Origin of the sequence: Burkholderia sp. Bp9140 (assembly GCF_003853425.1) — a bacterium.
Classification (GTDB): domain Bacteria; phylum Pseudomonadota; class Gammaproteobacteria; order Burkholderiales; family Burkholderiaceae; genus Burkholderia.
Genome location: NZ_QTPQ01000011.1, coordinates 111,873 through 134,711 on the forward strand (window position 1 = coordinate 111,873; position 22,839 = coordinate 134,711).

The following is a 22,839-nucleotide window of genomic DNA, read 5'->3' on the forward strand; positions in this document are numbered from 1 at the left end:
GCGTCATTCCCCTTCGCTCAGTTCGCCCACGGCAGCGGCGCGTCGTTCAAGCCCCAGTAGAGGCTCTTCTGCTGCATGTACTCGCGGATGCCGAGACGCCCCTTCTCGCGGCCCATCCCGCTCTCCTTCCAGCCCGAGAACGGCGTGGAGATCGAGAACAGCTTGTACGTGTTGATCCAGACGGTGCCCGTCTCGAGCGCGCGCGCGGTGCGCCATGCGCGCTTGTAGTCGCGCGTCCAGATGCCGGCGGCGAGGCCGAACACGCTGTCGTTGGCCTGCGCGATCAGCGATGCCTCGTCGTCGAACGGCATCGCGACCAGCACCGGCCCGAAGATTTCTTCCTGGCAGATGCGCGCGCTGTTCGGCAAGCCTTCGAGAATCGTCGGCTGGTAGAAGAAGCCGTCCTCGCGCCCGTCGCCCGTCGGCCGCTCGCCGCCGCACAGCAGGCGGCCGCCTTCCTCCAGCCCGAGCGCGACGTAGCGCTCCACCGATTCGCGATGCTTCGCGGTGATCAGCGGACCCATCTGCGTGTCGGGCCGAGTCGGGTCGCCCACGCGCAGCCTGCGTGCGCCGGCCACCAGGCGCTGCATGAATTCGTCGTACACCGCGCGCTGCACGAACAGCCGCGAACCCGCGATGCACGCCTCGCCCGACGAGCTGAAGATGCCGTACAGCACACCGTTGACCGCGTGATCGAGATCCGCGTCGTCGAACACGATCGTCGGCGACTTGCCGCCAAGCTCCAGCGACACGGGCATCAGCTTCTCCGCGGCGATGCGCGCGATGCCGCGACCCACTTCGGTGCCGCCGGTAAACGACACCTTCTTCACGAGCGGATGCCGCACCAGCACGTCGCCGATCACCGAGCCCTTGCCCGGCAGCACGCTCAGCACGCCCTTCGGCACGCCGGCTTCCTCGCAGATGCGGGCCAGCGCGAGCGACACGAGCGGCGTGACCTCGGCCGGCTTGAGCACCACCGCGTTGCCGCCGGCGAGCGCCGGCGCGAGCTTCTGCGCATCGGATGCGATCGGCGAGTTCCACGGCGTGATCGCCGCGATCACGCCGATCGGCTCGTGCACGCTCATCGTCAGGTACTCGCCGCGCGACGGCGTCAGTTCTTCGTCGAGCGTCTCGAGGCAGGCCGCGAAATAGCGGAACGTATTGGCCGCGCTCGCGACCAGCACGCGCGTCTCGCCGATCGGCTTGCCGTTGTCGCGGCGCTGCAGGTTCGCGAGCGCCTCGTGACGCTGCATGATCAGGTCGGCGATCCGGTACAGCACCAGCGCGCGCTGGTGCGGCTTGAGCCCGGCCCAGTCGGCGCGACGCCATGCGGCGTCGGCGGCCACGACGGCTTCGGCCGCGTCTTCCGCGTTCGCCGTCGATACTTCCATGTTCAGCGACTGGTCGGCCGGATAGAGGCTCGCGTAAGGCGCGCCACGGCCGCGCCGCCACTCGCCGCCGATCAGGATGTCGCCGTCGGGTACGAGGCGCGTATCGAATGGAGTCATGTCACAAGTCCCACAAATCTGTCTCTGCGCAGCCGCCCGTGCCGTGGCGCAGGCGGCCGTTCAATGGCCCGGATGGCCGGACCGGCCGGGTTGTCCGTTCAGATCACGCAGCGGGCCGCGCGATTGCGCAGCGCGCGGATCGCGCAGTACGCGGTCAACGCGGACGTCTTCGGGTTGTCGGGCAACGGCTTGCCGCTCATCTCGAGCGACATCTCGCCGAATGCGCCGCGTGCGGTGATGCGGTGCACGTTGCGCGCGACGGCCGGATCGGCGATCAGGCGCACGCGCGTCGCGTCGAGGCCGAGGCCCGCCAGCGCGACGGTTGCCGCGACGTTCGCGTTCTTCGGATACAGCCGCGCGGCATCGCGTGCGGTGCCTTCGAAGATCACCTTCTCTTCGGTCATCGCGCGCAGGTCGCACAGTGCCTCCGCGGGCGTGCCGAGCCAGCCGAGCGGCGGCTTGCGGCCGACGTACAGCACCTCGTCGAGGCCACCCTGCTTCGCCGACGCCAGCGCGTCGATCCCGCCGATCGCGCCGGACAGCAGCGTGAGCGTCGCGTCGCCTTCGTCAGCGGCCTGCGACAGCACGTCGAGCAGCGCGAGATCGGACAGCGCGCCGATCGACGCGACCGCGCAGTCGGTGCCGGCCTTCAGCAGCGGCACGACGTGATCGACGAGCGCGCTGTGTCCGGCGCATTCGAGCGCGAACTCGGGGCGGCGGGCCAGCGCGTCGACCGACGACACGACCTCCACCGCACCGCCGAGCTCACGCTGCACCGCTTCGCGCTGGTGCTCGGGCACGATCACGTGCGCGACGCGCAACGACGCGTCGTGCTCGACCGCGTGATACACGGCGGCACCGATCGCGCCGAAGCCGATCATCACGACGTCGACGGGCGCATGCGCGTGTGCGTGGCCCGGGTTGCGTCCGTTAAGCATATTGGCGCTCCGACGGCGTTTCCTCCTTCTTCACCGGGGGACCCGCGAAGGCCGATGCGAACGAGCCGACCGACAGCATGTCGACCTCGACCATCACCGGTCCTTCCTTCGCGATCCCTTCGCGCACGATCGCTTCCGCCTGGTCGAGCGACGTGATCCGGTAGTGCGTGAGGCCGAAGCTCGCGCAGAACTGCGCGAAATCGGGCTGGTGCAGCTGCACGAAGCAGCGGCGGCCGCCGTAGTGCGCGTCCTGGATGTTGCGGATCACGCCGTAGCACTGGTCGTTCATCAGCACGATCATCACGTTCGCGTTTTCCTGCACGGCCGTCACCAGCTCACCGACGTTGACCATCAGGCCGCCGTCGCCGACCAGGCAGACCGTCTTCGCGGCCGAACCGGCCAGCGCCGCGCCGATGCCCATCTGGATACCCTGGCCGATGCCACCGCCGAGCGCATGCACGCCTGCACGCGGCTCGAAGATCTTCAGCAGGCGGTTGCCCCACGTGCTGTTCGAGATCGTCACGTCGCGCACCCAGTTGTAGTCGCGGCCCACCGCGCCCTGCAGCGTGTCGACCAGCGTCTTGTACGGCCCGAGGCCCTCCGCCACGCTGGCGACGGCCTGCTCGCGCGCCGCCGCGAGATCGGCCGCGAACTGCGGATCGACGGACAGGCGGCCTTCGAGGCGGTCGGCCAGCTCGGCCAGCACGCGCTTCGAATCGCCGTGCACGAACAGCTCGTTGCGATAGCCGCGGTTGTCGGCGAGCGCGTCGGCGTCGACGCGGAACAGCGGCCGCGGCAGCGCGAGCTTGTACTTCAGCGTCTCGTTGCCGCGCAGGCGCGAGCCGACCACGACGAGCGCGTCGCAGGTCTTGTAGAACGCTTCGACGGCCGAATGCACGTTGAACGCGCCGAGCGTCGCCGGGTGGTCTTCCGGCAGCACGCCGCGGCCCTGCACGCTCGTCACGACGCCGAAGCCGAGCTTCACGAGGCGTTCGACTTCCGCACGCGCATGGCGCGCACCGCCGCCCAGCCACAGCAGCGGACGGCGCTTGGCCGCCAGCGCGTCGGCGAGCTTCGCGACGCGTGCGTCGTCGTGCTCGCGCACCGCGACGTGCGCCGGCGCGAGGTCGTCCGGCCATTCGATTGCGGCGGCCTGGATGTCGATGGGAATCTCGACCGACACCGGGCCCGTCGGCGCGGTCTGCGCGATGCGCACCGCTTCGCGGATCGTCGGCAGCACGGTTTCGACCGTGCGCACGCGGAACGCGGCCTTCGAGATCGCGTCGAGCATCGTGAGCTGGTCCGGCGCTTCGTGGATGTATGCCAGATCCTGGTCGAGGTACGGCGTTTCGATCTGCCCCGTGATGTGCAGCAGCGCGGTGCCGGCCGTCAGCGCCTCGACCATCGCGCCGGCCGCGTTGCCCGCCGCCGTGCCCGTGCTCGTGAACGCGACGCCCAGGCCGCCCGACACGCGGGCCAGGCCATCGGCCATGTTCACCGCGCCCGCTTCACCGCGCGCGCCGACATACCGGATGTTGCCGCGCGAGTTGATCGCGTCGAGGATCGGCATGTTGTGGATCGAGATGACACCGAATGCGGTCTTGACGTCGCACTGCTCGAGAAAGGCGGCAATCAGCTCGCCAACCGTGGTTTTTTTAGACATGGCGTGCAAAGCCTCCAGAAACGTCGATATGGCTGCCCGTCGTATAGGACGACAGATGCGTTGCGAGATAAAAAAGTGCCCAGGCTGCCTCGTCAGGCGTGCCGAAGCGGTTCAGCGGAATGTTCTTCTTGCGGGCGAGCGCGCCCGTCCAGTCCTCCCAGCTTTCGCCGGCCTGCGCCTGCGCTTCGTGGCGGCGGCGCCACTGGCCCGACTCGACGATGCCGATCAGGATCGAGTTCACGCGGATGCGCTGCGGCGCCAGTTCGGTCGCGAGCGACTTCACGAGGCTCAGCACGCCCGCGCGCGCCGACGACGTCGCGACCATGTGCGGCTCCGGCTGCAGCGCGAGCAGCGAGTTCACGCAGGTGATGCTCGGCGCCTGCGCGTCGCGCAGCAGCGGCAGGAACGCGCGCGTCGGGCGGATGATGCTGAAGTACTTCAGTTCGAGCTCGTCGCGCCATGCGTCGTCGGTCGTGTCGGCGAAGGTCGACACGCGGCCCTGGCCCGCGTTGTTGACGAGCATGTCGGCCCGGCCGAAGCGCTCGGACACGGCCTGCGCGAACGCGGCCACGTCGGCTTCGTCGAGTACGTCGCAGCGCACGGCCAGCAGTTGCGCCCCCGGGTATCGCTCGCCGAACCTCGCTTCGGCGCGCGCGAGGCGTTCGCCGTCGCGGCCGCAAATCGCGACCGACGCGCCGGCCTGCAGGAACCGTTCGGCAGTCGCGAGGCCGATGCCGGACGAACCGCCCGTCACCACCGCCACCTGCCCGGTCAGATCGATCTCAATCATCGGAGTCCTAAAGCTTTGAGAAACGTGTGCTCGTCGTCCGAGCGGTAATTGAGCCGCCGCGACAGTTCCGCCGCCGCGCGCTGCACCTTGTCGATCAGCCCGTCGGCGATCAGCGCCGCGTCGATCTCCGGCCGCGGCACCGTCACCGTGATGCACGCGACGATCTTCTGCGTGTCGTTGCGCACCGGCGCCGTGACCACCGAGATGCCGCGCTCGAACGACGAATTGCTGACGCCGTAGCCGCGCAGCGCATCCTCGCGGATCACTTCGTACAACGCGTCGACCGATTCCGGCGTCGCGCTCGTCATCCGGTTCAGCTTGCCGTCCGGATACAGCGCACGCAACTCCTTCAGCGACAGGTCGCCCATCAGAACGTGGCCATGGGTCGTCGCATGCGCGGGCAACCGCGTGCCGACATTCACGCGAATCGAGCTGAACACCGGCGACTGGCTCTGCGCCTTCGCGACGAACACCACGTCGCGGCCGTCGCGGATCACGATGTGCGTCGTGAAACCGGTCGCATCGCGCAGGCTCTCGATCACCGGCAGGCCGAGATCGGTCAGCTCGAGCGAGCTCAGGTATTCGAAGCCGAGCCGCAGCACGGCGATGCCGAGCTTGTAGTTGCGATCCTTGTCCGCGCGCTCGAGAAAGCCGAGCGATTCGAGCGTCTGCAGCAGACGGAACACCGTCGTGCGCGGAATGCCGAGGCGCTTGGACAGTTCCGGCGCACCGAGTACCGGCTCGCGCGGCGAGAATTCGGCGAGGATGCGCAAGCCGCGTTCGAGGCCCGGCACCACATAGCTGGCCTCGGACTTCGCGGTGTCGGATTCTGGTTGTTGCAGCGGTTCGCTCATGCCCGCCCCCGCTGTTGATCGCACTGGCGACAAAAAGCATCGATCAGTGCGGAATAGGCATCCGGCGCTTCCACATAACCGGCGTGACCGGCCTGCGGAATCACCTGCAGCCCGACGTGCAGCGCGGCCGCGATACGTTCGCACGCGGCAGGCGGCGTGATCGCGTCGTGCGCGCCAACGGCCACCGCCGCGCGGCTCCTGAAGCCCGCGAGATCGGTTGCCAGGTCGGCGTTCGCGAGCAGATGCGTGGCCTGCGCATAGCCGGCCGGCACGATGCGCGCCATGTTCCAGCGCACCCACGCCCGCGCATCCTCGCTCGCGAATCCGGACAGCATGTTGCCGCTGCGCTGCTCGGCGAGCCCGGCCGGGCCGAGTTCGTCGAGCATGGCAAGGCGTGCATCGCGGCGCGTGTCGCGCGTTTGCGCGGGCGCGCTGCCGTAGCCGCCCGCGGGCGAGATCAGCAGCAGGCCGGCGATTCGCGCGGGCATCACGCGGGCCAACCCGCCCGCGATGATCGCGCCGAGCGAATGCCCGACCAGCACGCAGCGTTCGATGCCGAGTGCCTCGAGCCACGCGTTCAGCGACGCCGCGTAATCGGCGGCCGCAGGCGACGTGCCGTGCACGGGGGTCGACACGCCGTAGCCGGGCGCATCCCACGCGAGCACGCGGCGCGACGCGCCGAGCGTGTCGAGCTGGCGCACCCACGATGCGGCGCCCGAGCCGATCCCGTGCAGCAGCACGACGGGCAGCGCGTGGCCCGCATGCTGCGCGCCGGCCTCGCCTGCGCCAGCCTCACGGTAGCCGATCGTGCCCGCCGCGCCGGCCGCGCAGCGCTGATCGGGAAACTGCCCGAGCAGCGCGGCGAACGCCGCGGTGCGGTCGCGTTCACGTTTGTCGATGACACGCATTGCTTGCTCCGCCCCGTCTCAGCGCTTGATCTTCGCGAGCGGCGAATCCGGCGGATACGTCGGCGTGATGGGCTTCGGCGAACCGAGCATCACGCACATCAGCGCGTCTTCCTCGCCGATGTTGATTTCCGTGCGATACACGCCCGGCGGCACCGAGATCAGGTCGCGCTCGCCGAGGACTGCTTCCCAGGTCTCGCCGTCGCGCTCGCAGATCACCTTCATCCTGCCGCGCAGCACGAAGAAGATTTCCTCGACGTCGATGTGGATGTGGCTCGGGCCGATGTTGCCGGCCGGGATGACCATCGTCGAAAACGTGAAGTTGCCGGCCGGCACCGTGTTGACGTCCTTCGCGACGCCCGTGCCGCCCGTGCCGACGTAGCGCATCTGCGCACGGCGATATTTCGGGTCGTAGTCGGCCTGGAACTTCAGCGCGTCCCAGTCGTAGCGCCGCGTCGCATGGCGCGCGACACGCCCTTCCATCCAGTCGCCGAAGCTTGCGCCTTCCGGCTGGTCCCACGACTTGCGTTCGAGATCTGCGTCCGCCATCGTCCTCTCCTTCATTCCCAGTGAAAACTTCAATTCAATTCATCACGAAGCCGCCGTTCACCGGCAGCAGTTGACCCGTCACGAAGCGCGCGCCGTCCGACAGCAGGAACAGCACCGGGCCCGTCACGTCGTCGGGCACCTGCGTGCGCGTCAGCGCACGGCCCTGCATGTAGAACGCATGGCGTTCAGCCGGCACGTAGGCCGTCGCCTCGACTTCGGTGAGCCCCGGCGCGATCGCGTTGACCGTCACGCCGTGCGCGCCGAACTCGCGTGCCTGCGCATGCGTCATCGCGATCACGGCGCCCTTGCTCGCGACGTACGCGAGCAGCTTCGGCGCGCCCCACAGCGCGGTGTCCGAGGCGAGGTTCACGATCGCGCCGCGGCCCGAGCGCGCAAGGTGCGGCAGCGCCGCATTGCTGACGAGCCACACGCCGCGCACGTTCACGTTCATCACGGCATCCCAGGTCGACACGTCGAGTTCCGTCGACAGCTTGCCGCCCGAGTTCGTGATCGCCGCGTTGTTGATCAGCGCGTCGATGCCGCCGAGGGCTGCCGCGCCCTGCGCGACGAATGCGTCGACGCTCGCCGGATCGGCCAGGTCGAGCGCGAGGAAATGCACGGTGTGGCCGGCTTGCGCGAGCTGCGCGGCCAGCGCGCGGCCTTCGTCGACGAGCACGTCGCCGAACGCGACCTGCGCGCCCGCATCGACCAGCGCCTTCACGAACGCGGCGCCGAGACCGCGCGCGCCGCCCGTGACGAGCACGCGGCGCCCCGGCAGCGATACGACCGGTGCGGACTCAGCCATTCGCCGGCTCCGCCGCGGCGTGCGCCGCACGGTGCGCGTCGAGCGCGGACAGGTGCTCCTGCGCGCGCTGGCGCAGCATCCGGCGCACGCGCGTGATGCCGACGTCGTGCTGGTACAGGTATTCGTGATCGCGCGCATGCGGCGCGAGGCTTTCGAGGACGTAGCGGTCCTGCTCGAGCACGTCCCAGTGCAGGCCCTCGAGGCGGTTGCGGTACATGAAGCGCCACACGTCGCGCTGCCAGCCGCTGACCTTGCGGGTGCGCCAGAAGTAGACCTGGCAGTTGTCGCCGTCGACCGGCGTCGCGAAGCCGATGATCCCGAAGTTGCCGCCCGGGCCGAACTTCTGCTTGTACGGAATCGCGAGACGCATCCACAGGCAGCCCGTTTCGCCGAGCTCGACCCAGTCGAAGTTCACGTCGCGCTGGCCGATCTTCTCGAACATCAGGCCCGTTTCCGTCTTGCGCACGCGCATCTCGGCCTGCTTGTCGCCTTCGGCCATCGAGTGCGACGTCGCGTGCAGGTACGCGCCGTGCATCGGGTCCATCACGTTGTCGATCGCGTACTGGTAATTGCACTTCCAGTTCGACACGCACAGGAAATGGCCGTACTCGTCGGCGACCAGTTCTTCCGGCAGGTTCAGCGGCGCCGGTTCGCCGTGCGCTTCGTCGCCGAACCACAGGAAGATCGCGCCGGCCTGTTCTTCGACCGGATACGACTTCACGCACTTCGTGCCTTCGAGCGGACAGTTCGCGACCGCCGGCACGCGGCTGACCGTGCCGCCGCCGTCGACTTCGATGCCGTGATACCAGCAGGCGATGTTGCCGCCGAGGTTCCAGCCGAGCGACAGGCGCGCGCCGCGGTGCGGGCAGCGATCTTCCAGCGCGTGGACCTTGCCCTCGTGATCGCGCCACAGCACGATCTGCTCGGACAGGCGCGTGAGGCCGACAGGCGCGTTCGACACCTGCCAGCTCGGGGCGACGGGATACCAGTAGTTCTTGATGCCGCGGTCGAGGTAGTCGCGGACCGGGTCGTGTTGGGCTTCGTGTTGGTCGGGGGACGTCATCAGTGTGCTCCGGATGCGGTTGTCGGGTCGGCGCTCAGGCGCCCGGCGCGGTCGCTGCGGTCATTCCGCGAGCGAGGCCATTTCGGCGCGGAAACGCTCGGCGGTCCAGGCGGTGCCGTCCGGTGCGCGAAAGCCGATGCGGTTCAGGCCCGCGACGACATCGTCCAGCTCGGTCGCACCGCTCTCGAACACGCGTTCGAGCGCATCGCCGAGATCGTTCTCGTACTGCGTCGGCGCGGCCTTGCGGTTCTGCCAGACCTGGTTCTCGACCTGGCCCGGGATCTCGATCTGTCCCTTGCCGGCGACGTTGTTCGGCTGAGGCGCCACCCACGGCTTCAGGAAGGGATTGAAGTTGACGGTCGCTTCTTTCATGTCATTCCACCTTGACTTGGATTTCTTCACCCGCAAGGCGCACCGCGTACTGCTTCAGCGCGCGCCCGCCCGGGCCCTTCAGGCATTCGCCCGTCCTGATGTCGAACACGGCCTCGTGCAGCGGGCATTCGACCGTGCCCTCGTCGACGAACCCCTGCGTCAGCAGCGCGTACGCATGCGGGCACACGTTCTCGAGCGCATACACCTCGTCGCCGACGCGGTAGATCCCGATTTCGACACCGTCGGTCCGCTTGAACTCGATCGGCGTGTCTTCCGACAGCGCGCCGGCGTGCCCGGCGCAAATCCATTGTTCAGACATCTCACACCCTTCCTTCTGATCGACTCTCGGTTCGCTCCTGACTTGTTCCATATCCGGAACAGCAGTTTATGGATGGTGATTATAGGAGCGACTTTCCACGAGTAAAACAAAAAGCTGCATGTCCTAGGGAAAACACCGACCGACCGACGGCGGGCCCTCGCCGCCTATCTCGTCAAATGTGATTTTTTGTTTGTGCACGGGGATTTAAGTCCTTTTTCCAGGATTCCCCGAGCCAGGTTGGGGATCGCCCTCAACCCAATCAGACCCGATAAATTTATTTTTGATACGACGCGCCGCGCCTCTATACTCCATTCCATCAGAGGCACGTTGTTCCTTATATGGAACACAAGAAATGCCCGCCCCGGTGGCAGGAAACGCGCGACGGCCGGCCGTCCCCGCGCCTGCCGCCACGGGCCGTTTTCATCAGGTTCGGAGAGTCAGGAGATCAAATGGTCAAGCATGCGGTAGCAGCAGCAGTCATCGGAATGGGTGCCGTGTCGGGCGCGTGGGCGCAGAGCAGCGTGGTGCTGTACGGCAGCATGGATGCCGGCGTCGCGTACGTGAACAACGTCGGCGGCCACGCGAAGTGGGCAATGATCCAGGGCAACACGCAGCCCGACCGGTGGGGCCTGAAAGGCAAGGAGGATCTCGGCAGCGGCCTGTCGGCGATCTTCCAGCTCGAAAACGGCTTCTATACGAACAACGGCCAGTTCGCGACCGCGAACACCATCTGGAACCGCGCGGCGTTCGTCGGCCTCAGCTCGGAGCGCTACGGCACGCTGACGCTCGGCCGCCAGACGCCGCTGACGTTCGACTATCTCGATCCGCTCAGCACCGCGTACCTCGCGATGAGCTGGTATGCGTTCCACCCGGGCAACATCGACGGGCTCGCCGCGACCGGCAACGTGCCGTACAACAACGCGGTCAAGTACCGCTCGCCGAGCTTCGCCGGCTTCTCGGCCGCGGCGACGATGGCGCTCGGCAACACGACGAACTTCTCGACCGGCAAGTCGGTCGGTGTCGCGCTCAACTATGCGAACGGGCCGTTCAAGGCGTCGGCCGTCTACTCGAACGAGCACGACCGCTCGATCCTGATCAGCCAGACGGGCATCACGTCGTTCCAGGGGCAGAACACCGCGAACGGCTACCTCGCGAACAAGGTCGAGAACATCGGCGTGGGCGCGTCGTACCAGCTCGGCGACTTCCTCGTGCATGGCCTCTATACGCGCGTGAAGATGCAGTCGAACGGGTTCTCCGACACGTTCCAGAGCTACGACGCGGGCGTGAATTACCGCAGCAGCGCGTTCAACACGATCGCGGGCGGCGCGGCGACCACGACGCTCGCCGGCCGCCGCTGGACGCAGGTGGAGCTCGGCGACATCTATTCGCTGTCGAAGCGCACGCAGCTCTACGCGAACGTGCTGGTCGAGCACGGCTCGGGCGGCGCGAAGGCCGCGTTCTTCACGGCCGGCGCGTCGAGCACCGCGAACCAGGTGATCGTGCTGACCGGCATTCATCACTCGTTCTGAGCGGCGACGGGCGCGTGCGCCCGATGCCCGAAACGAAAAGAGCAGCCCGCGGGCTGCTCTTTTCGTTGGCGTTCATTGGCTGTTGCCCAAGCCGTACGATACGGCTCGCTCGACGGATCAGAACATCGCAACCCGGTGGCGCGCGTGCGCGAACGTCGGGTCGCTTTCGAGCGGCCGGTAGTTCAGGCGCTGCGACAGGTCGACCGCCGCGCCGCACACCGCTTCGACGAGCCGCTCCTTTTCGCCGGCCTCGCCGATCTCCGAGCGCGGCACCGTCGCGGTGATCGCCGCGACGATCACGCCCGAATGGTCGCGCACCGGCGCGGTCACGGCCGAGATGCCGCTCTCGAACGCGGCCTCGCTGACCGCGTAGCCGAGCCGCGCGTAATGACGCACGCGCTCGTACAGCTCGTCGACGGTGCCCGGCGTGCGCTCGGTGAACTGTTCGAGCCGCTTTTCCGGATACAGCTGACGCAGCGCGTCGCGCGTGAGGTCGCCCATCAGCACGTGGCCGTGCACGGTCGCATGCGCGGGCAGCCGCGTGCCGACGTGCACCTTCACCGAACCGAACATCGACGTATTGCTCTGTGCCTTCGCGACGAACACGACATCGCGCTGGTCGCGGATCAGCAGGTGCGTCGACAGGCCCGTCGCATCGCGCAGCCGTTCGAGCACGGGCGTGCCGAGATCGGTCAGTTCCAGCGAATTCAGGTATTCGAAGCCGAGCCGCAGCACGCCGACGCCGAGCCGGAAATAGCGGTCGCCGTTCACGCGCTCGAGAAAGCCGAGCGCTTCGAGCGTCTGCAGCAGGCGGAAGGTGGTCGTGCGCGGGATGCCGATGCGCTTCGACAGCTCGGGCGCGCCGAGCACCGGCTCGCGCGCGGAGAATTCGGCGAGGATGCGCAGCCCGCGCTCGAGGCCCGGCACGAGATAGGACGACGCGCCGCCCGACGTGTCGTCGTCGCCGGCCGCGCCGGATTCGGGTGCGCCGCTCATCGTTGTCTTGGCCATGGGTACACGGACGAAAGGAAATCGATCACAAAACAGGTCGTGGATCGCTGCGGACATTCAGTCATGCTACTCCAGCGCACGCCCCGTGCTCGCCACTGCGGGCATCGCCGGAACGCCGCGTACGCCGTCGCGATCCAGTGAATAGTCGTCCACGATCGAGAGGATACCAGCGATAGACGGCGGGACGCCATGCGGAAATCGCCGGACGCGCGGCCGGTTACAAGCGCGACAGGTAGACGCGGATGCTGGTCCGGTCGTACGAGAAGGTGCCGTCGTCGTTGCGCGGCAGCACGCGCGGGAGATCGACCGCATACATCCACCCGCTTCCGAGGCGCCCGCCGTTGACGCCCCGGATCCGGCCGCCGCCGACCGCGATCGCCGCATGAAAAACCGTGCCGTTGCGCGAGAAGCCGACCGCGGTGCCCGCCGGAATGCCGCTCTGCCCGTCCCATTCATGGCCTGCCTCGAAGTTGAAGCGCGGCCGCCAGTTCTGGCCGATGGTATCGAGCAGCATCGCGGGCGTGATGATCGTGTGCCCGGCCAGCAGGTATCTCACGAAGGCGGCGGCATCGTAGCAGACGCCGCCGGACACGTATTCCAGGATGTCGGCCATCCCGTACATCAACGCCTGCGCATGTTTCTGCCGTTCGCCGATGCCGGACTGGGCGACATGCGCGCCCAATTGGGTGAGGTCCATGAGAGGGTCCTTTCGAGGGGAAGAGGTGTCATCGTCCCGCCAACGCCTTGACGTCATATCTTATTACGAGATAGCCCGTCACTCGCCGCACAGGATTCCCACCTCGAGCGTCGCCGCGCGCGCCGCATGCGGCTGCATCGGCTCGAGCTGCGGCGCGTCGGTTTCGTCGTAGCGCACGCCGCTCGCCGCGAGGAACGCCTTGACCGGCTCGACGGGCACCGCGATCACGTAGCGCGCGGCATCGGCGCGCGTCGCGACCGCGCGCGGGTCGCCGGCCGACACGTCGGCGCGATCCGTGACGACGCCGATCACGCGCCCCGCCTGGTCGAGCACGGCCGCGCCGCTCGCACCGTTCGTCGCGGCCAGCATCAGCGTGAGATCGTCGGCGCGCGCGCCGGGCCGCGTGAGGCCGTTGACGACCGCCGTCGCGCGATCGGGCATCCGGCGCAGCGCATCGTAGCCGGCCGCGAACACCGGTTGCGCACCGCCGCCGGGCGGCGTGCGCGCGAACGCGGCGGCCAGCAGCGGGCGAAGCGTGCTGCCGACGACCGCCAGATCGCGGTCCGGGCTGACGGCCAGCACCCGCGCCCGCGCGACGCGCGCATCCTTGATCACGAACAGGCTGCCGCATCCGGTGACCGCGTGCCGCGCGGTCAGCACGTCGCCGGCATCGTTGATGAAGATGCCGGTGGCATTCACGTCGAGCGTGCGGGCATCGGGTTGTGGACGGATCGCGAGCGGAGCCGGTTGCGCTAGCGGGTCTGCCTGCGCGGTTGGCGCGAGCGGTACGCCGCCGGCCCATGCAAGCGCAGCCGCGATCCGCGCGACACGCCGTACGCACACCGGCAATCGGGGCGCGACAAAGACAGCGATCGGCCCCACGGCCAGCAGGCCAACCAGCGATCGGCGCACGGCGAAGGCAGCGATCCGCATCACCGCCCGCACGCGAACCGGTGACCGGCGCGCCGCGAAGGCGGCGATCCACGTCACCGCCCGCACCGGAACCGGCGCTCGGCGCACGACGAAGGCAGCGATCCGCATCGTCACCCGCACACGAACCGACACTCGACATGCCGCGAAGGTCACATGCATGGCACTACGCCCGCGCGAAATCCACCGCGCCATCGCGCAACGTCGCCGCACGCAGATGCTGGCGCCGCGCAGGCAATATCACGGCGTGCGTACCGCCGACGCCGCCGGCGCCGGCGCAGCAGCAGCCGCGTCGAGATTCGGCGTCAGCCGCAGGCGCACCCGCAACGGCTGCAGCATGTCCGGCGGCGGCGGTTCGGTCAGCGGATCCGCTGTCAGCAGTTGCCGAAGCGTCGCATCCGCGTCGGGCTCGCCGAGCGACGCGAACTCGACGCGCGTGACGGCGCCGTTCGGGCCGATCCACGCACGCACGACGATCGCGGGCGGCGGCGCATCGGCACTCGCGTTCAGCACGCGCGCCTCGAGATACCGGTGCAGCCGGTCGGCCGCGTCGCCGTCGGCTTCGAGCCACGCCTGGAACTGGTGGCCAACGAGCTGCGCATAGCTGATCCACGGCCGCGGCACGTCGGCGGTCTGTGCCGCGGCCGGCACACACGCGGCCAGCACGCACGCGAACGCGAGCGCCCGCGGCCATCCGGAAACCGTCCATTCCAGCCTTCGCTTCATCACGTCCCCCGTCATTCCCGTTCGCCTGCGCGCGCCACGTATCCGGCTGCGCTCATCCGATCTCGATCGGCACATACAGCCGCGAGCCGCCGCGCTGCACAAGCAGCGCGACGTTGCCGTGCGCGGCCTCGATCCCCGTCATCAGCGCGCCGATGCTCGCGACCGGCGTGCCGTTGACCGACAGCACGACGTCGCCGGGCTGCAATCCCGCGCGCGCCGCCTGGCCGCTCACCTGTTCGACGACGAGCGCCTGGCTCACGCCCAGCTTCTGCCGCTCCTGCTCGGTCGCCGCGCGCAGCGCGAGCCCGAAGCGCGCGGCCGCCTGCGCGCCGCCGTTCGACGCCGACCCGCTGTCGAACGCGCCGACCGTCGCCGCGAGGTGCGTCGCGCGGCCCGCGCGCCACACGAGCAGGTCGGCCTGCCGTCCGGCGCGCATGCCGGCGATCGTGCCGAGCAGGTCCGCCGATTCGGCGACCGGCTTGCCGTCGACCGCGAGCACGACGTCGCCGGCCTGCAGCCCCGCCTGCGCGGCCGGGCCGTCCGGCTCGACCATCGTGACCAGCGCGCCGTCGGGGTTCGCAAGGCCGAACGAGCGCGCGAGCGCCTGGCTGACCTCCTGCACGGCAATGCCGAGCCGGCCGCGCGTGACCTTGCCGGTGCGCAGCAGCTGGTCCTTCACGTCGAGCGCGATGTCGATCGGAATCGCGAACGCAAGCCCCTGGTAGCCGCCCGTCCTCGAGAAGATCATCGAGTTGATCGCGATCACGCGGCCGTTCAGGTCGAACAGCGGCCCGCCCGAATTGCCGGGATTGATCGGCACGTCGGTCTGGATGAACGGAATCGCGCGCTCACCGGGCAACGAGCGCGACTTCGCGCTGACGATGCCCTGCGTGACCGTGTTCGCGAACCCGTACGGCGAGCCGATCGCCATCACCCAGTCGCCGACCTCCGTGCGCGCGGGGTCGCCGGTCGCGACGACCGGCAGGTTGCGCGCGTCGATGCGGATCACCGCGACGTCCGACACCGGATCGCTGCCGATCACGCGGCCCTTGAACTGCCGCTTGTCGGTCAGCTTCACGTCGACGGTGGCCGCATCGCCGACCACGTGCCGGTTGGTCAGGATCACGCCGTCCTCGCTGACGATGAAGCCCGAACCGAGGCTCACCTCCTCGCGGTTGCCGATCACGCGCCGCGCGAGAAACGGCGCGAGCGGGTGATCGGGCGCGATGCCGGGCGGCAGCTGGATGCCCATCTGCGTGACTTCGCGCGTGACGCTGATGTTGACGACGGCCGGGCCGACACGCTTGACGAGCGCGGCGAAGTTCGGCAGCGCGACTGTCGGCGCGCCGTCGGCCTGCGGCGCGCGATCGGCGGCCTGCGCTGCGCCGCATGCGCAGGCGAGCGTCAGTGCGAGCCCGGCCGCGAGCGCCGCCGTGCGGCCAATGTGCTTGCCCGATTTCACGTTGCTGCTCCTCGTCGATTCGCGCCGGTGCGCCACCGGCTCATGCCTGCCCCCGATCGGTCGTCCGCCGCACCACGCGCATGGCGGCTGCGCAAGCGCATCACTTCGGCGGCACGGCCACCGGTGCGTTGGGGCGCTGCGGCGTCACGGACTTGCCCCAGTTCGCGCCGAAGCGATTCTGCTCGGTCGACAGGTTGAACGTGCCGACGCGATTCGACGGCTGTTTCGACAGTCGCTCCGAATCCGTCTGCGACGCGCCCGCCTGCGGTTCGGTCTTCGGTTTCAGCTGGTCGCTCAGGCAGTCGTACGACAGCGCGCGCGCACCGTCGACTTCCGCATCGACGCACACCGGCTTCGTGCCCGAGCCCGGCTGCGCCGGTGCCGCGCGATTGCCCTGCGCGTGCGCGCCGGCCGCGAGCAGCACACAGGCGAGCGCCGCGATTCCGTTTCGTCGCCACGTCATTCGAGCCTCCTTCGGCGAAGCTTGCGTCGCCGTTCCAGGTTCATCCGCGCACCGGTTCATGCGCCGGCCCCGCTTGCCGACGGCCGCGCCAGAAAGCGCGCGAACGCCGCGCGATCGGCCACGTCGACCGCCGGTTCGTTCGCGTCGGCCTGCCGTGCCCATGCGTCGCGCATCCCGTCGACCGGCTGCCACGCATGCACCTGCGCGCCGGTCGGATACGGCGTGACGAGCGGTTCGCGATAGTCGACGCGGAACAGCCGCGGCGCGTCGGCGCCAGCTGCCCACAGATCGCCGACGTCGCGCACGCTCGCGTCGAACCAAAAGCGGACCCAGCGCACCGTCGGCGCGAGCGTGTCGGTCGGCGCGTCGGTCGGCATGTCGGGCACGCGCAGGAAGCCGGCCAGCGCGAGCAGCACGGCCGCGAGATCGTCGTCGCGCAGCATCCGGTACGACCAGAGATCCGCGACGTCCACGCACGCGATCACCGCGATGAAGCGTTCGATCGTGAGCGCGGGACATGCGCGCCGCATCAGCGTGTAATGACGCGTCCACTGCGTGAGGAAGCGCTCGCGATGGCGCGCCGCGACCTGTGCGTCGCGCGAGCCGCGGATCGCCAGCTCGTCCGGCTGGTACTGGCGCGTGGTCAGCACGCACTGCGCGGAGCAGCGCGCGCTGCGGTGCCGCGCGTAGCCGCCCGCGCCGGGCAGCGGCTCCAGCGCACCGAAGCAGAGCGGACAGTGTGTCGGCCACGCGCCAGGCCGGCCCGGCCACGGGTTTGCCTTCGGCATGCGCGGGCGATCGGCCGCGGCGGACGCGCGCCGCCGCCCCGGCGTGCGCACGTCGGGCGCATCGACGCGCGGCGTCGAACGGACAGAGGCCATGGGCGAACCTATCGGGCGGAGGCGAGCGCTTTCTTCAGCGCGTCTTCGTTGATCGGCGCGTTCGCGGCCAGCTTCGCGAGATACGCTTGCGCGTTCTGCTGCGCGCGCTGCGCGCGCAGCATCGCGCGCACCTGCTCCTTCACGTCGGCCAGCGGTCGCGGCGCGGCCGCGCGCACGTTGATCAGCTTCACGACGTGAAAGCCCGTCGGCGTCTGGACCGGCGCGGACACCTGCCCGGGCTTCAACGCGTCGGCCGCCTGCCGCACGGCCGGCAGCATCAGCGAGTCGGGCACGTAGCCGAGATCGCCGCCGTTCGCGGCGCTCGCCTTGTCCTGCGAGTTCGCCTTCGCGAGCGCCGCGAAATCGCCGCCGCGCGCGCGGTTCGCGAGATCGGCCGCCTGCTTGCGCGCCTTGTCGACGGTCGCCGCATCCGCATTCGGCGGCACCGCGAGGTAGATCTGCGCGACGTGCAGCGCGCGCGGCGCGGTGAACGCGGCGCGGTTCCTGTCGTACGTGGACTGGATCTCGGCATCCGACGGATAGTCGGCCGGCGGCGCGCTCACCGATGCCAGGTAGCTGCGCACGACGATGTCGCGCTGCGCCTGCTCGACCGCCTGCTGCACCTGCGCCTGCTTGTCCCAGCCCTTCGCTTTCGCCTCGGCGATCACGGCCTTTTGCGCGAGCGTCGAGCGCACGACCTGGTCCAGCGCGGCCGGATCGGCCGCGAGCCGTTCGCGCCCTTCGGGGCTCACCGCCTTCAGCAGCTCCGCGATATCGGCCTGCGTGACCGATGCCTGCGCGGCGTTCGCGATCACGTCGTCCTGCGCATGCGCGGCGAGCGGCGTGGCCAGCACGAGGCCGGCCGCCACCATCGCCAGCGCGTTCATCTTCGTCATCATGATTCGATTGCCCTCTCGATTGCTCTTGATTCGCGCACGCCGTCCGTCGCGCGGCGCCCGCGTCGTTCCGTGCCGCCGCCGGCGCGCGCTAGCGCGCGCTCGACAGCGCCACGCGCATCACGATCGGCTGCGTCATGCCGCGCGGCGGCGGCGCACCGACCGCCCGGCCGACCAGCGCATCGCGCAGCGCGGCATCGACCGCCGGGTCGCTGGCCGGCGCGCTGTCGATCCGCGTCACGTGCCCGCGCCGGTCGAGCCACGCGCGCACCGGCAGCACCGGCACGTCGTCACCCGTATCGGCGAGCCGGTCGGCCCAGCGCCCGACGTGCGCGCGCAGCCGGCACGCGGCCGCGTCCTCGCCGTCGAACGCCGCCTGCAGCCGCCGTGCAACGCCTTCCGCATACGCGCACCACACGACGGGCGCATCCCCGGTGGACAGCGGGCCCGCCGCGGGCTGACGGCTGCCCGGCAGCAGCGCGCGCAGCGCGGCGCCGATCAGGCGGCCGGCGTTCCGGCTGGCCGCGATCATGACTGCGCGGCAGTCTCGCGGGCAGGCGGGACAGCCGCCGGTTCGCCGGCTGCCACGCGCGCCGCCGCTTCCTGCTCGGCCATCGCGGGACGGTTGCGCAGGTGCAGCAGGAATTCCTGGATCAGCCGGTCCCACAGCTCGATCGTCGAACGCAGGTAGCGCTCCGACACGCCGCCCGCGACGACCACGTCCATCTCCAGCGCGAGAAACTGCCCATGGCTCGCGAGCCGCGCGAACCGCTTCGTGCGGTTCCAGTTCGCGACGAGCTCGGCCGGCAGGTCGCCCTGCACCTGCAGCACGCACGACAGCGTGTAGTCGATGTACGGCAGCGCGCCGGGCTCGGTGTCCTGCAGCGCGAGCCTGGCGGCGGGATTGCCGAAGCGCACCGCGAAGCCGATCCCCTGGCTCGCGCTCATCAGCTGCACCGCGCCGTTCTGCTCGGCGGCCGTCACGCGATAGCCGGCGGCGCGCAGCACGTCGGCGAGCCGGTCGGCGCTGATCGTCTCGAGCGGTACGTCGTGTGCCGTGCGCGCGTCGCCGGCGTTCTTCAGAGGGGTGTCCTGCATGTCCGTGTTCCTTGTATTCAACGAATCGATCGGTTCAACCGCGGGTGCGTGATCCGCACGCACCGCACACTCACTGCGCCGCCGTCGCGGCGCCCGCCGACGCCGCGGACGCCGGCGACACGACGGCCGGACGCGCAGTCCGGTCGTACTTGCCCGCATACAGCGCATCGCCGTAGCGCTGCGCGAGATCGTCGTACTTCACGCGCGCCGACTGCGCGAACGGCTGCCGCGACGACAGGAACGTGCCGAGCCCGACGTGCTCGTAGGCGTCGAGGATCTCGTGGCCCACGCGATACAGCTCCGCATTGTGTGCTTCGCAGGTTTTCAGTTGCGTGTCACGCTCGGCGGCATCCTTCTGCACTTGCGTATGCTGCGCATCGCGTGCGCGCGACACCGCGAGCAGATCCTCGTAGGACGCCTTGTACTTCGCGAGCGACCGCGCATCCTGCTCGCGCCCCGCCCGCTCCGCCGCGAGCGCGCGCTTCGCGGCCGCCTCGGCGCCCGAATCGCCGCGCGCCGCGGCAAGCTGCCCCTGCAGCGTCTTCAGCTGCGCGAGCGCATCGTCGCGCTGCTTCTCTGCAGCCGCCTTGTCGGCCTGCAACTGCGCCTGGCCATCCTGCAGCTGGCGCAGCGCCTGCACGGTCGAGCGCAGCTGGCTGCGCAGCTTGTCCTCGATGCTCTGCGCGCGCGCGCCGCCGGCGGCCAGCAGCAGCGCGCCGGCCAGGCCGGCCGCGAACATCGTGCGAGTGATCGTGTTCATCCGCGACTCCGGTCAGAAGCGTGCATTGAGCTCGAGCTGCAGCACGTCGATCGACACCGGCGGCCCGTACACTTCCTTCGAGCTCAGGTAGCGGGCCGACACCCACGTGTCGCGCGCGACCGCATACGCGGCGCCGATCACGTAGCCGCGCGCGTTGGTGCCGCCGAGATGGAAATCCGGGTCGTTGAACGCGTCGAGCACGGCGTCCGGCTGCAGGTACTTGTAGGCGATCGAGAAGTTCCACTGTCCCTTCTCGCGCGGCTCCGGCTCGCCGATCGTCGCCTTCGCGAGGAAGCCGTTCGGGCCGCTGCGGTAGTCGGCGCGCGTCGCGTTCACCGACGTCGACTCGTAGTTGTTGACCGGCAGCGATGCCGCGGCGAACGCCTTGTTGTCGTTGTACGCGAGGTTGCGCACGAATTCGCCGTCCAGGCGCACCTTGAAGCGGTCGGCAATGACGGTATCCCACTGCGCCTTCAGGTCGAGCAGCCGGTAGTTGTACGCGAGCCCGAACAGCTGCGGCTGCGGCGTCATCCCGGGCGCGAGGTTGGGGTTCTGCACGATGTTGCGCAGCGCGATCAGCGTGTTGCCGCCCTGCATGAATGCCGGCGCCTGGTTGTCGGTGCTGCAGCTGGTCGCGCCGAGATACAGCGCGCACGGCGACGACAGCGTGCCGCGCATGTTCTGGAAGTCGTAGTACGCCACCGCGCCGCGCAGCCGGTTCTTCGCGTCGATCTTCCAGTCCGCGCCGAACTGCGCGCCGAACATCCACTTCGTGTCGCTGCCGGCCTTGTCGGTGCTGTTGGACGGGAAGTTCTCGCTCGTGTACTGGATCGGGAACACGCCGAGCGTGCCGAACAGCGTGACGTCCGGATTCCACGGCAGCGCATGGCGCAGGTTCGCGGCGAGGCCGTCCATCATCAGGTCGTCGGAAAACACCAGGTCCGACTTGAAGAACGGGTTGTCGAAACGGCCGGCCGTCAGGTTCAGCCACGGCGTCGGCCGGTACGCGAAGAACGCCTTGTTCAGCCAGATGTTCTTCTTGCCCCAGCCGCCGCCGGCCGTCCCCGTGGTGGAAACCGGGCCGTTGTCGTTGCCGCTCGCGAGCTGGAGGCCGGCGATCATCTCGTCGGACAGCGTCGCGGTCACGCCGAGCCGCGCGCGGTAGCGCAGCAGGTTGTTGCGGTTCTGCGTGGTGTTCTGCGTCGGCAGCTGCGTCGTGTTGGTGTTCGGGTTGATGTCGAACCCGCCGCCCTGGTTGATCGCCGCGAAATTCGTCACGTTGTTCGCGTTGCGGCTGCCGTAGAAGTGGTATTCGTCGCGCACGCGCATGTCGCCGTCGAGCTTGATGCGCGACACCCAGTCGGGGAACGTGTTCGGCTGCGCCCAGTTCTCGGCCTTCGCCTGCGCGATCACTTCCTGCTTCACCTGGTCGCGGATCTGGTCGCGCACGAGCTGCGGCACATACGGCACCGCAACGTCGCCCGGCTGCGTCGGCGGATTGATCACGCCCGCGCCGGCCGCCACCGGCCCACCCGAGCCGCGCGCGGCCCGCGCCTGCACGGCCTCGGTGCGTGCCTCGCTGATCAGCTCGTTCGCGTTCTGCTGCGTGAGCACGCCGCGCTTCACCAGCAGGTTGATCAGGTTGATCACCACGCTCTCGGTCGGCGCGGCCTTGCCCGTCGCCGCCTGCGCCTCGAGCGATTGCCCGTGAGCGGTCGACGCGCACGTCAGCCCGAGCGCCAGCACCGCCGCGCCGACGCGCGACAGACGCGCGGGCAGCGCGCCGTTGCGGGGCAGCGCACCCCGTCCGTTCATCTTGTGAATCATGGAAGCACTCCGAACAATTTCCGTTTCTTTTCCGGCAGCGTCCGTGCGACGGACCTGCCCCATCGATCGATTCGCCATTCGCGCACGTGTCGTCATGCCGGCTTGCGCCCCTGCAGCCTGACGAGCACCGGATACGCGGTCGCGGGCGGCGGCGCCTCGTCGACCCGGCCGAGCGACTCGACCGCCGCGATCACCGCCGCGTCGATCTTCGCGTCGCCGGTCGATTGCGCGACCGTCACCTTCGTGATGCGCCCGGACGCGTCCATCCACAGGTTCAGGCTGCCCGCGAAGCGCGCGCCGCCGGCTTCCTGCACGCCCTTGTCCTGCTCGATCGCGCGCTGCAGCACGTACACCATGTACTGCGCATAGCTCGCATTGCCGAACTTGCCGCCGCCGCCGCTGCCGACCATCCCCGAGCCGTCGCCCGCGCCGATGTTGAAGCTGTCGGTGCCGGCCTGCGCGGGCGCGTTCATCGTCATCTGCTTCGGCTGGTTGTCCGACGGCTTCGGCGCTTCCGACGGCTTCGGCGCGATCGTCGGCCGCTCGACCGGCGTCTTGACCTCTTCCTTCACCTTCTCGGGCGGCGGCTTCCGCGGTGGCGGCGGCGGAGGCGGCGGCAGCGGAATCACCGTCGTCACCTGCGGCGCGCTCGCGCGCTTCACGCCCGCGGTATCGCCCGCGAAATGCCAGATCAGCGCGGCGAGCCCCGCCAGCACGAGCGCGATCGCAACCGGCTTTACATAACGGCCGGGGCCCTTGTCCGGCGGGCCGCCGTTGTAGGTCATCTCCATCG

At 69.4% G+C, this 22,839-nt stretch carries 25 protein-coding genes; 1 reads left to right on the top strand and 24 read right to left on the bottom strand.

Translation table 11 applies throughout. The features are described 5' to 3' along the window. Positions 1-17: 17 nt before the first annotated feature. The 11 genes from DIE21_RS11795 to DIE21_RS11845 all read right to left on the bottom strand — a co-directional run bounded on the left by DIE21_RS11795 (position 18) and on the right by DIE21_RS11845 (position 9,766). On the bottom strand, positions 18-1,508 hold the full coding sequence (locus DIE21_RS11795; protein WP_124497868.1) for an aldehyde dehydrogenase: 1,491 nt from the start codon (positions 1,506-1,508) through the stop codon (positions 18-20). Positions 1,509-1,606: 98 nt separating this feature from the next. Then, entirely contained in the window at positions 1,607-2,446 is an 840-nt protein-coding gene (locus tag DIE21_RS11800; RefSeq protein ID WP_124497869.1) for an aspartate dehydrogenase, read from the bottom strand. Next, positions 2,439-4,109, bottom strand: coding sequence for a thiamine pyrophosphate-binding protein (locus DIE21_RS11805; RefSeq protein WP_124497870.1), 1,671 nt, complete (start codon positions 4,107-4,109; stop codon positions 2,439-2,441). Before DIE21_RS11805 ends, DIE21_RS11800 begins: the two co-directional genes overlap by 8 nt. Beyond that, complete coding sequence (locus DIE21_RS11810; protein ID WP_124497871.1) at positions 4,102-4,899, bottom strand: SDR family oxidoreductase; 798 nt, start codon at positions 4,897-4,899, stop codon at positions 4,102-4,104. Before DIE21_RS11810 ends, DIE21_RS11805 begins: the two co-directional genes overlap by 8 nt. After that, the gene (locus DIE21_RS11815; RefSeq protein WP_124497872.1) at positions 4,896-5,753 is read right to left on the bottom strand and encodes an IclR family transcriptional regulator; all 858 of its coding nucleotides are present in this window, start codon (positions 5,751-5,753) and stop codon (positions 4,896-4,898) included. Before DIE21_RS11815 ends, DIE21_RS11810 begins: the two co-directional genes overlap by 4 nt. Beyond that, on the bottom strand, positions 5,750-6,661 hold the full coding sequence (locus DIE21_RS11820) for an alpha/beta fold hydrolase (protein ID WP_124497873.1): 912 nt from the start codon (positions 6,659-6,661) through the stop codon (positions 5,750-5,752). Before DIE21_RS11820 ends, DIE21_RS11815 begins: the two co-directional genes overlap by 4 nt. A gap of 18 nt (positions 6,662-6,679) precedes the next feature. Beyond that, positions 6,680-7,207 (bottom strand): cupin domain-containing protein, encoded by a 528-nt coding sequence (locus tag DIE21_RS11825; RefSeq protein WP_124497874.1) that lies wholly within the window; start codon positions 7,205-7,207, stop codon positions 6,680-6,682. 34 nt (positions 7,208-7,241) lie between these two features. Then, positions 7,242-8,012: an SDR family oxidoreductase gene (locus DIE21_RS11830; protein ID WP_124497875.1), complete on the bottom strand. Its 771-nt coding sequence runs from the start codon at positions 8,010-8,012 to the stop codon at positions 7,242-7,244. Beyond that, the gene (locus tag DIE21_RS11835) at positions 8,005-9,075 is read right to left on the bottom strand and encodes an aromatic ring-hydroxylating dioxygenase subunit alpha (protein ID WP_124497876.1); all 1,071 of its coding nucleotides are present in this window, start codon (positions 9,073-9,075) and stop codon (positions 8,005-8,007) included. The genes DIE21_RS11830 and DIE21_RS11835 overlap by 8 nt, the downstream gene beginning before the upstream one ends. A gap of 60 nt (positions 9,076-9,135) precedes the next feature. Next, complete coding sequence (locus tag DIE21_RS11840; protein WP_121857174.1) at positions 9,136-9,447, bottom strand: recombinase-like helix-turn-helix domain-containing protein; 312 nt, start codon at positions 9,445-9,447, stop codon at positions 9,136-9,138. A 1-nt stretch (position 9,448) separates the two neighbouring features. Further along, positions 9,449-9,766: a non-heme iron oxygenase ferredoxin subunit gene (locus tag DIE21_RS11845; protein ID WP_124497877.1), complete on the bottom strand. Its 318-nt coding sequence runs from the start codon at positions 9,764-9,766 to the stop codon at positions 9,449-9,451. Between the two features lie 449 nt (positions 9,767-10,215). Between DIE21_RS11845 and DIE21_RS11850 the strand changes: the two genes are divergently transcribed. Further along, entirely contained in the window at positions 10,216-11,295 is a 1,080-nt protein-coding gene (locus DIE21_RS11850) for a porin (RefSeq protein WP_124497878.1), read from the top strand. 117 nt (positions 11,296-11,412) lie between these two features. Here the strand turns inward: DIE21_RS11850 and DIE21_RS11855 are convergent, their stop codons facing one another. The 13 genes from DIE21_RS11855 to DIE21_RS11915 all read right to left on the bottom strand — a co-directional run bounded on the left by DIE21_RS11855 (position 11,413) and on the right by DIE21_RS11915 (position 22,837). Continuing rightward, positions 11,413-12,306: an IclR family transcriptional regulator gene (locus tag DIE21_RS11855; protein WP_124497879.1), complete on the bottom strand. Its 894-nt coding sequence runs from the start codon at positions 12,304-12,306 to the stop codon at positions 11,413-11,415. Between the two features lie 217 nt (positions 12,307-12,523). Then, a complete protein-coding gene (gene tecA, locus DIE21_RS11860) occupies positions 12,524-13,003 on the bottom strand; it encodes a type 6 secretion system effector deamidase TecA (protein WP_124497880.1) in 480 nt (159 codons plus the stop codon). Positions 13,004-13,081: 78 nt separating this feature from the next. Next, complete coding sequence (locus DIE21_RS11865; RefSeq protein ID WP_185642758.1) at positions 13,082-13,993, bottom strand: serine protease; 912 nt, start codon at positions 13,991-13,993, stop codon at positions 13,082-13,084. Between the two features lie 180 nt (positions 13,994-14,173). Next, the gene (locus DIE21_RS11870; RefSeq protein WP_124497882.1) at positions 14,174-14,659 is read right to left on the bottom strand and encodes a YbaB/EbfC family DNA-binding protein; all 486 of its coding nucleotides are present in this window, start codon (positions 14,657-14,659) and stop codon (positions 14,174-14,176) included. Between the two features lie 52 nt (positions 14,660-14,711). Further along, the gene (locus tag DIE21_RS11875; protein ID WP_124497883.1) at positions 14,712-16,121 is read right to left on the bottom strand and encodes a Do family serine endopeptidase; all 1,410 of its coding nucleotides are present in this window, start codon (positions 16,119-16,121) and stop codon (positions 14,712-14,714) included. Positions 16,122-16,221: 100 nt separating this feature from the next. Further along, positions 16,222-16,584: a hypothetical protein gene (locus DIE21_RS11880; RefSeq protein ID WP_124497884.1), complete on the bottom strand. Its 363-nt coding sequence runs from the start codon at positions 16,582-16,584 to the stop codon at positions 16,222-16,224. Between the two features lie 56 nt (positions 16,585-16,640). Beyond that, entirely contained in the window at positions 16,641-17,465 is an 825-nt protein-coding gene (locus DIE21_RS11885) for a hypothetical protein (protein ID WP_124497885.1), read from the bottom strand. Positions 17,466-17,473: 8 nt separating this feature from the next. Then, the gene (locus DIE21_RS11890) at positions 17,474-18,364 is read right to left on the bottom strand and encodes a peptidylprolyl isomerase (RefSeq protein WP_124497886.1); all 891 of its coding nucleotides are present in this window, start codon (positions 18,362-18,364) and stop codon (positions 17,474-17,476) included. Between the two features lie 88 nt (positions 18,365-18,452). Further along, a complete protein-coding gene (locus DIE21_RS11895) occupies positions 18,453-18,893 on the bottom strand; it encodes a hypothetical protein (RefSeq protein ID WP_124497887.1) in 441 nt (146 codons plus the stop codon). Further along, a complete protein-coding gene (locus DIE21_RS11900; protein WP_124497888.1) occupies positions 18,890-19,459 on the bottom strand; it encodes a YbjN domain-containing protein in 570 nt (189 codons plus the stop codon). Before DIE21_RS11900 ends, DIE21_RS11895 begins: the two co-directional genes overlap by 4 nt. Positions 19,460-19,529: 70 nt before the next feature. After that, positions 19,530-20,219: a hypothetical protein gene (locus DIE21_RS11905; protein WP_124497889.1), complete on the bottom strand. Its 690-nt coding sequence runs from the start codon at positions 20,217-20,219 to the stop codon at positions 19,530-19,532. Between the two features lie 12 nt (positions 20,220-20,231). Continuing rightward, positions 20,232-22,046, bottom strand: coding sequence for a putative porin (locus DIE21_RS11910; RefSeq protein ID WP_124497890.1), 1,815 nt, complete (start codon positions 22,044-22,046; stop codon positions 20,232-20,234). Between the two features lie 92 nt (positions 22,047-22,138). Continuing rightward, the gene (locus tag DIE21_RS11915) at positions 22,139-22,837 is read right to left on the bottom strand and encodes an energy transducer TonB (protein WP_124497891.1); all 699 of its coding nucleotides are present in this window, start codon (positions 22,835-22,837) and stop codon (positions 22,139-22,141) included. Positions 22,838-22,839: the final 2 nt, after the last annotated feature.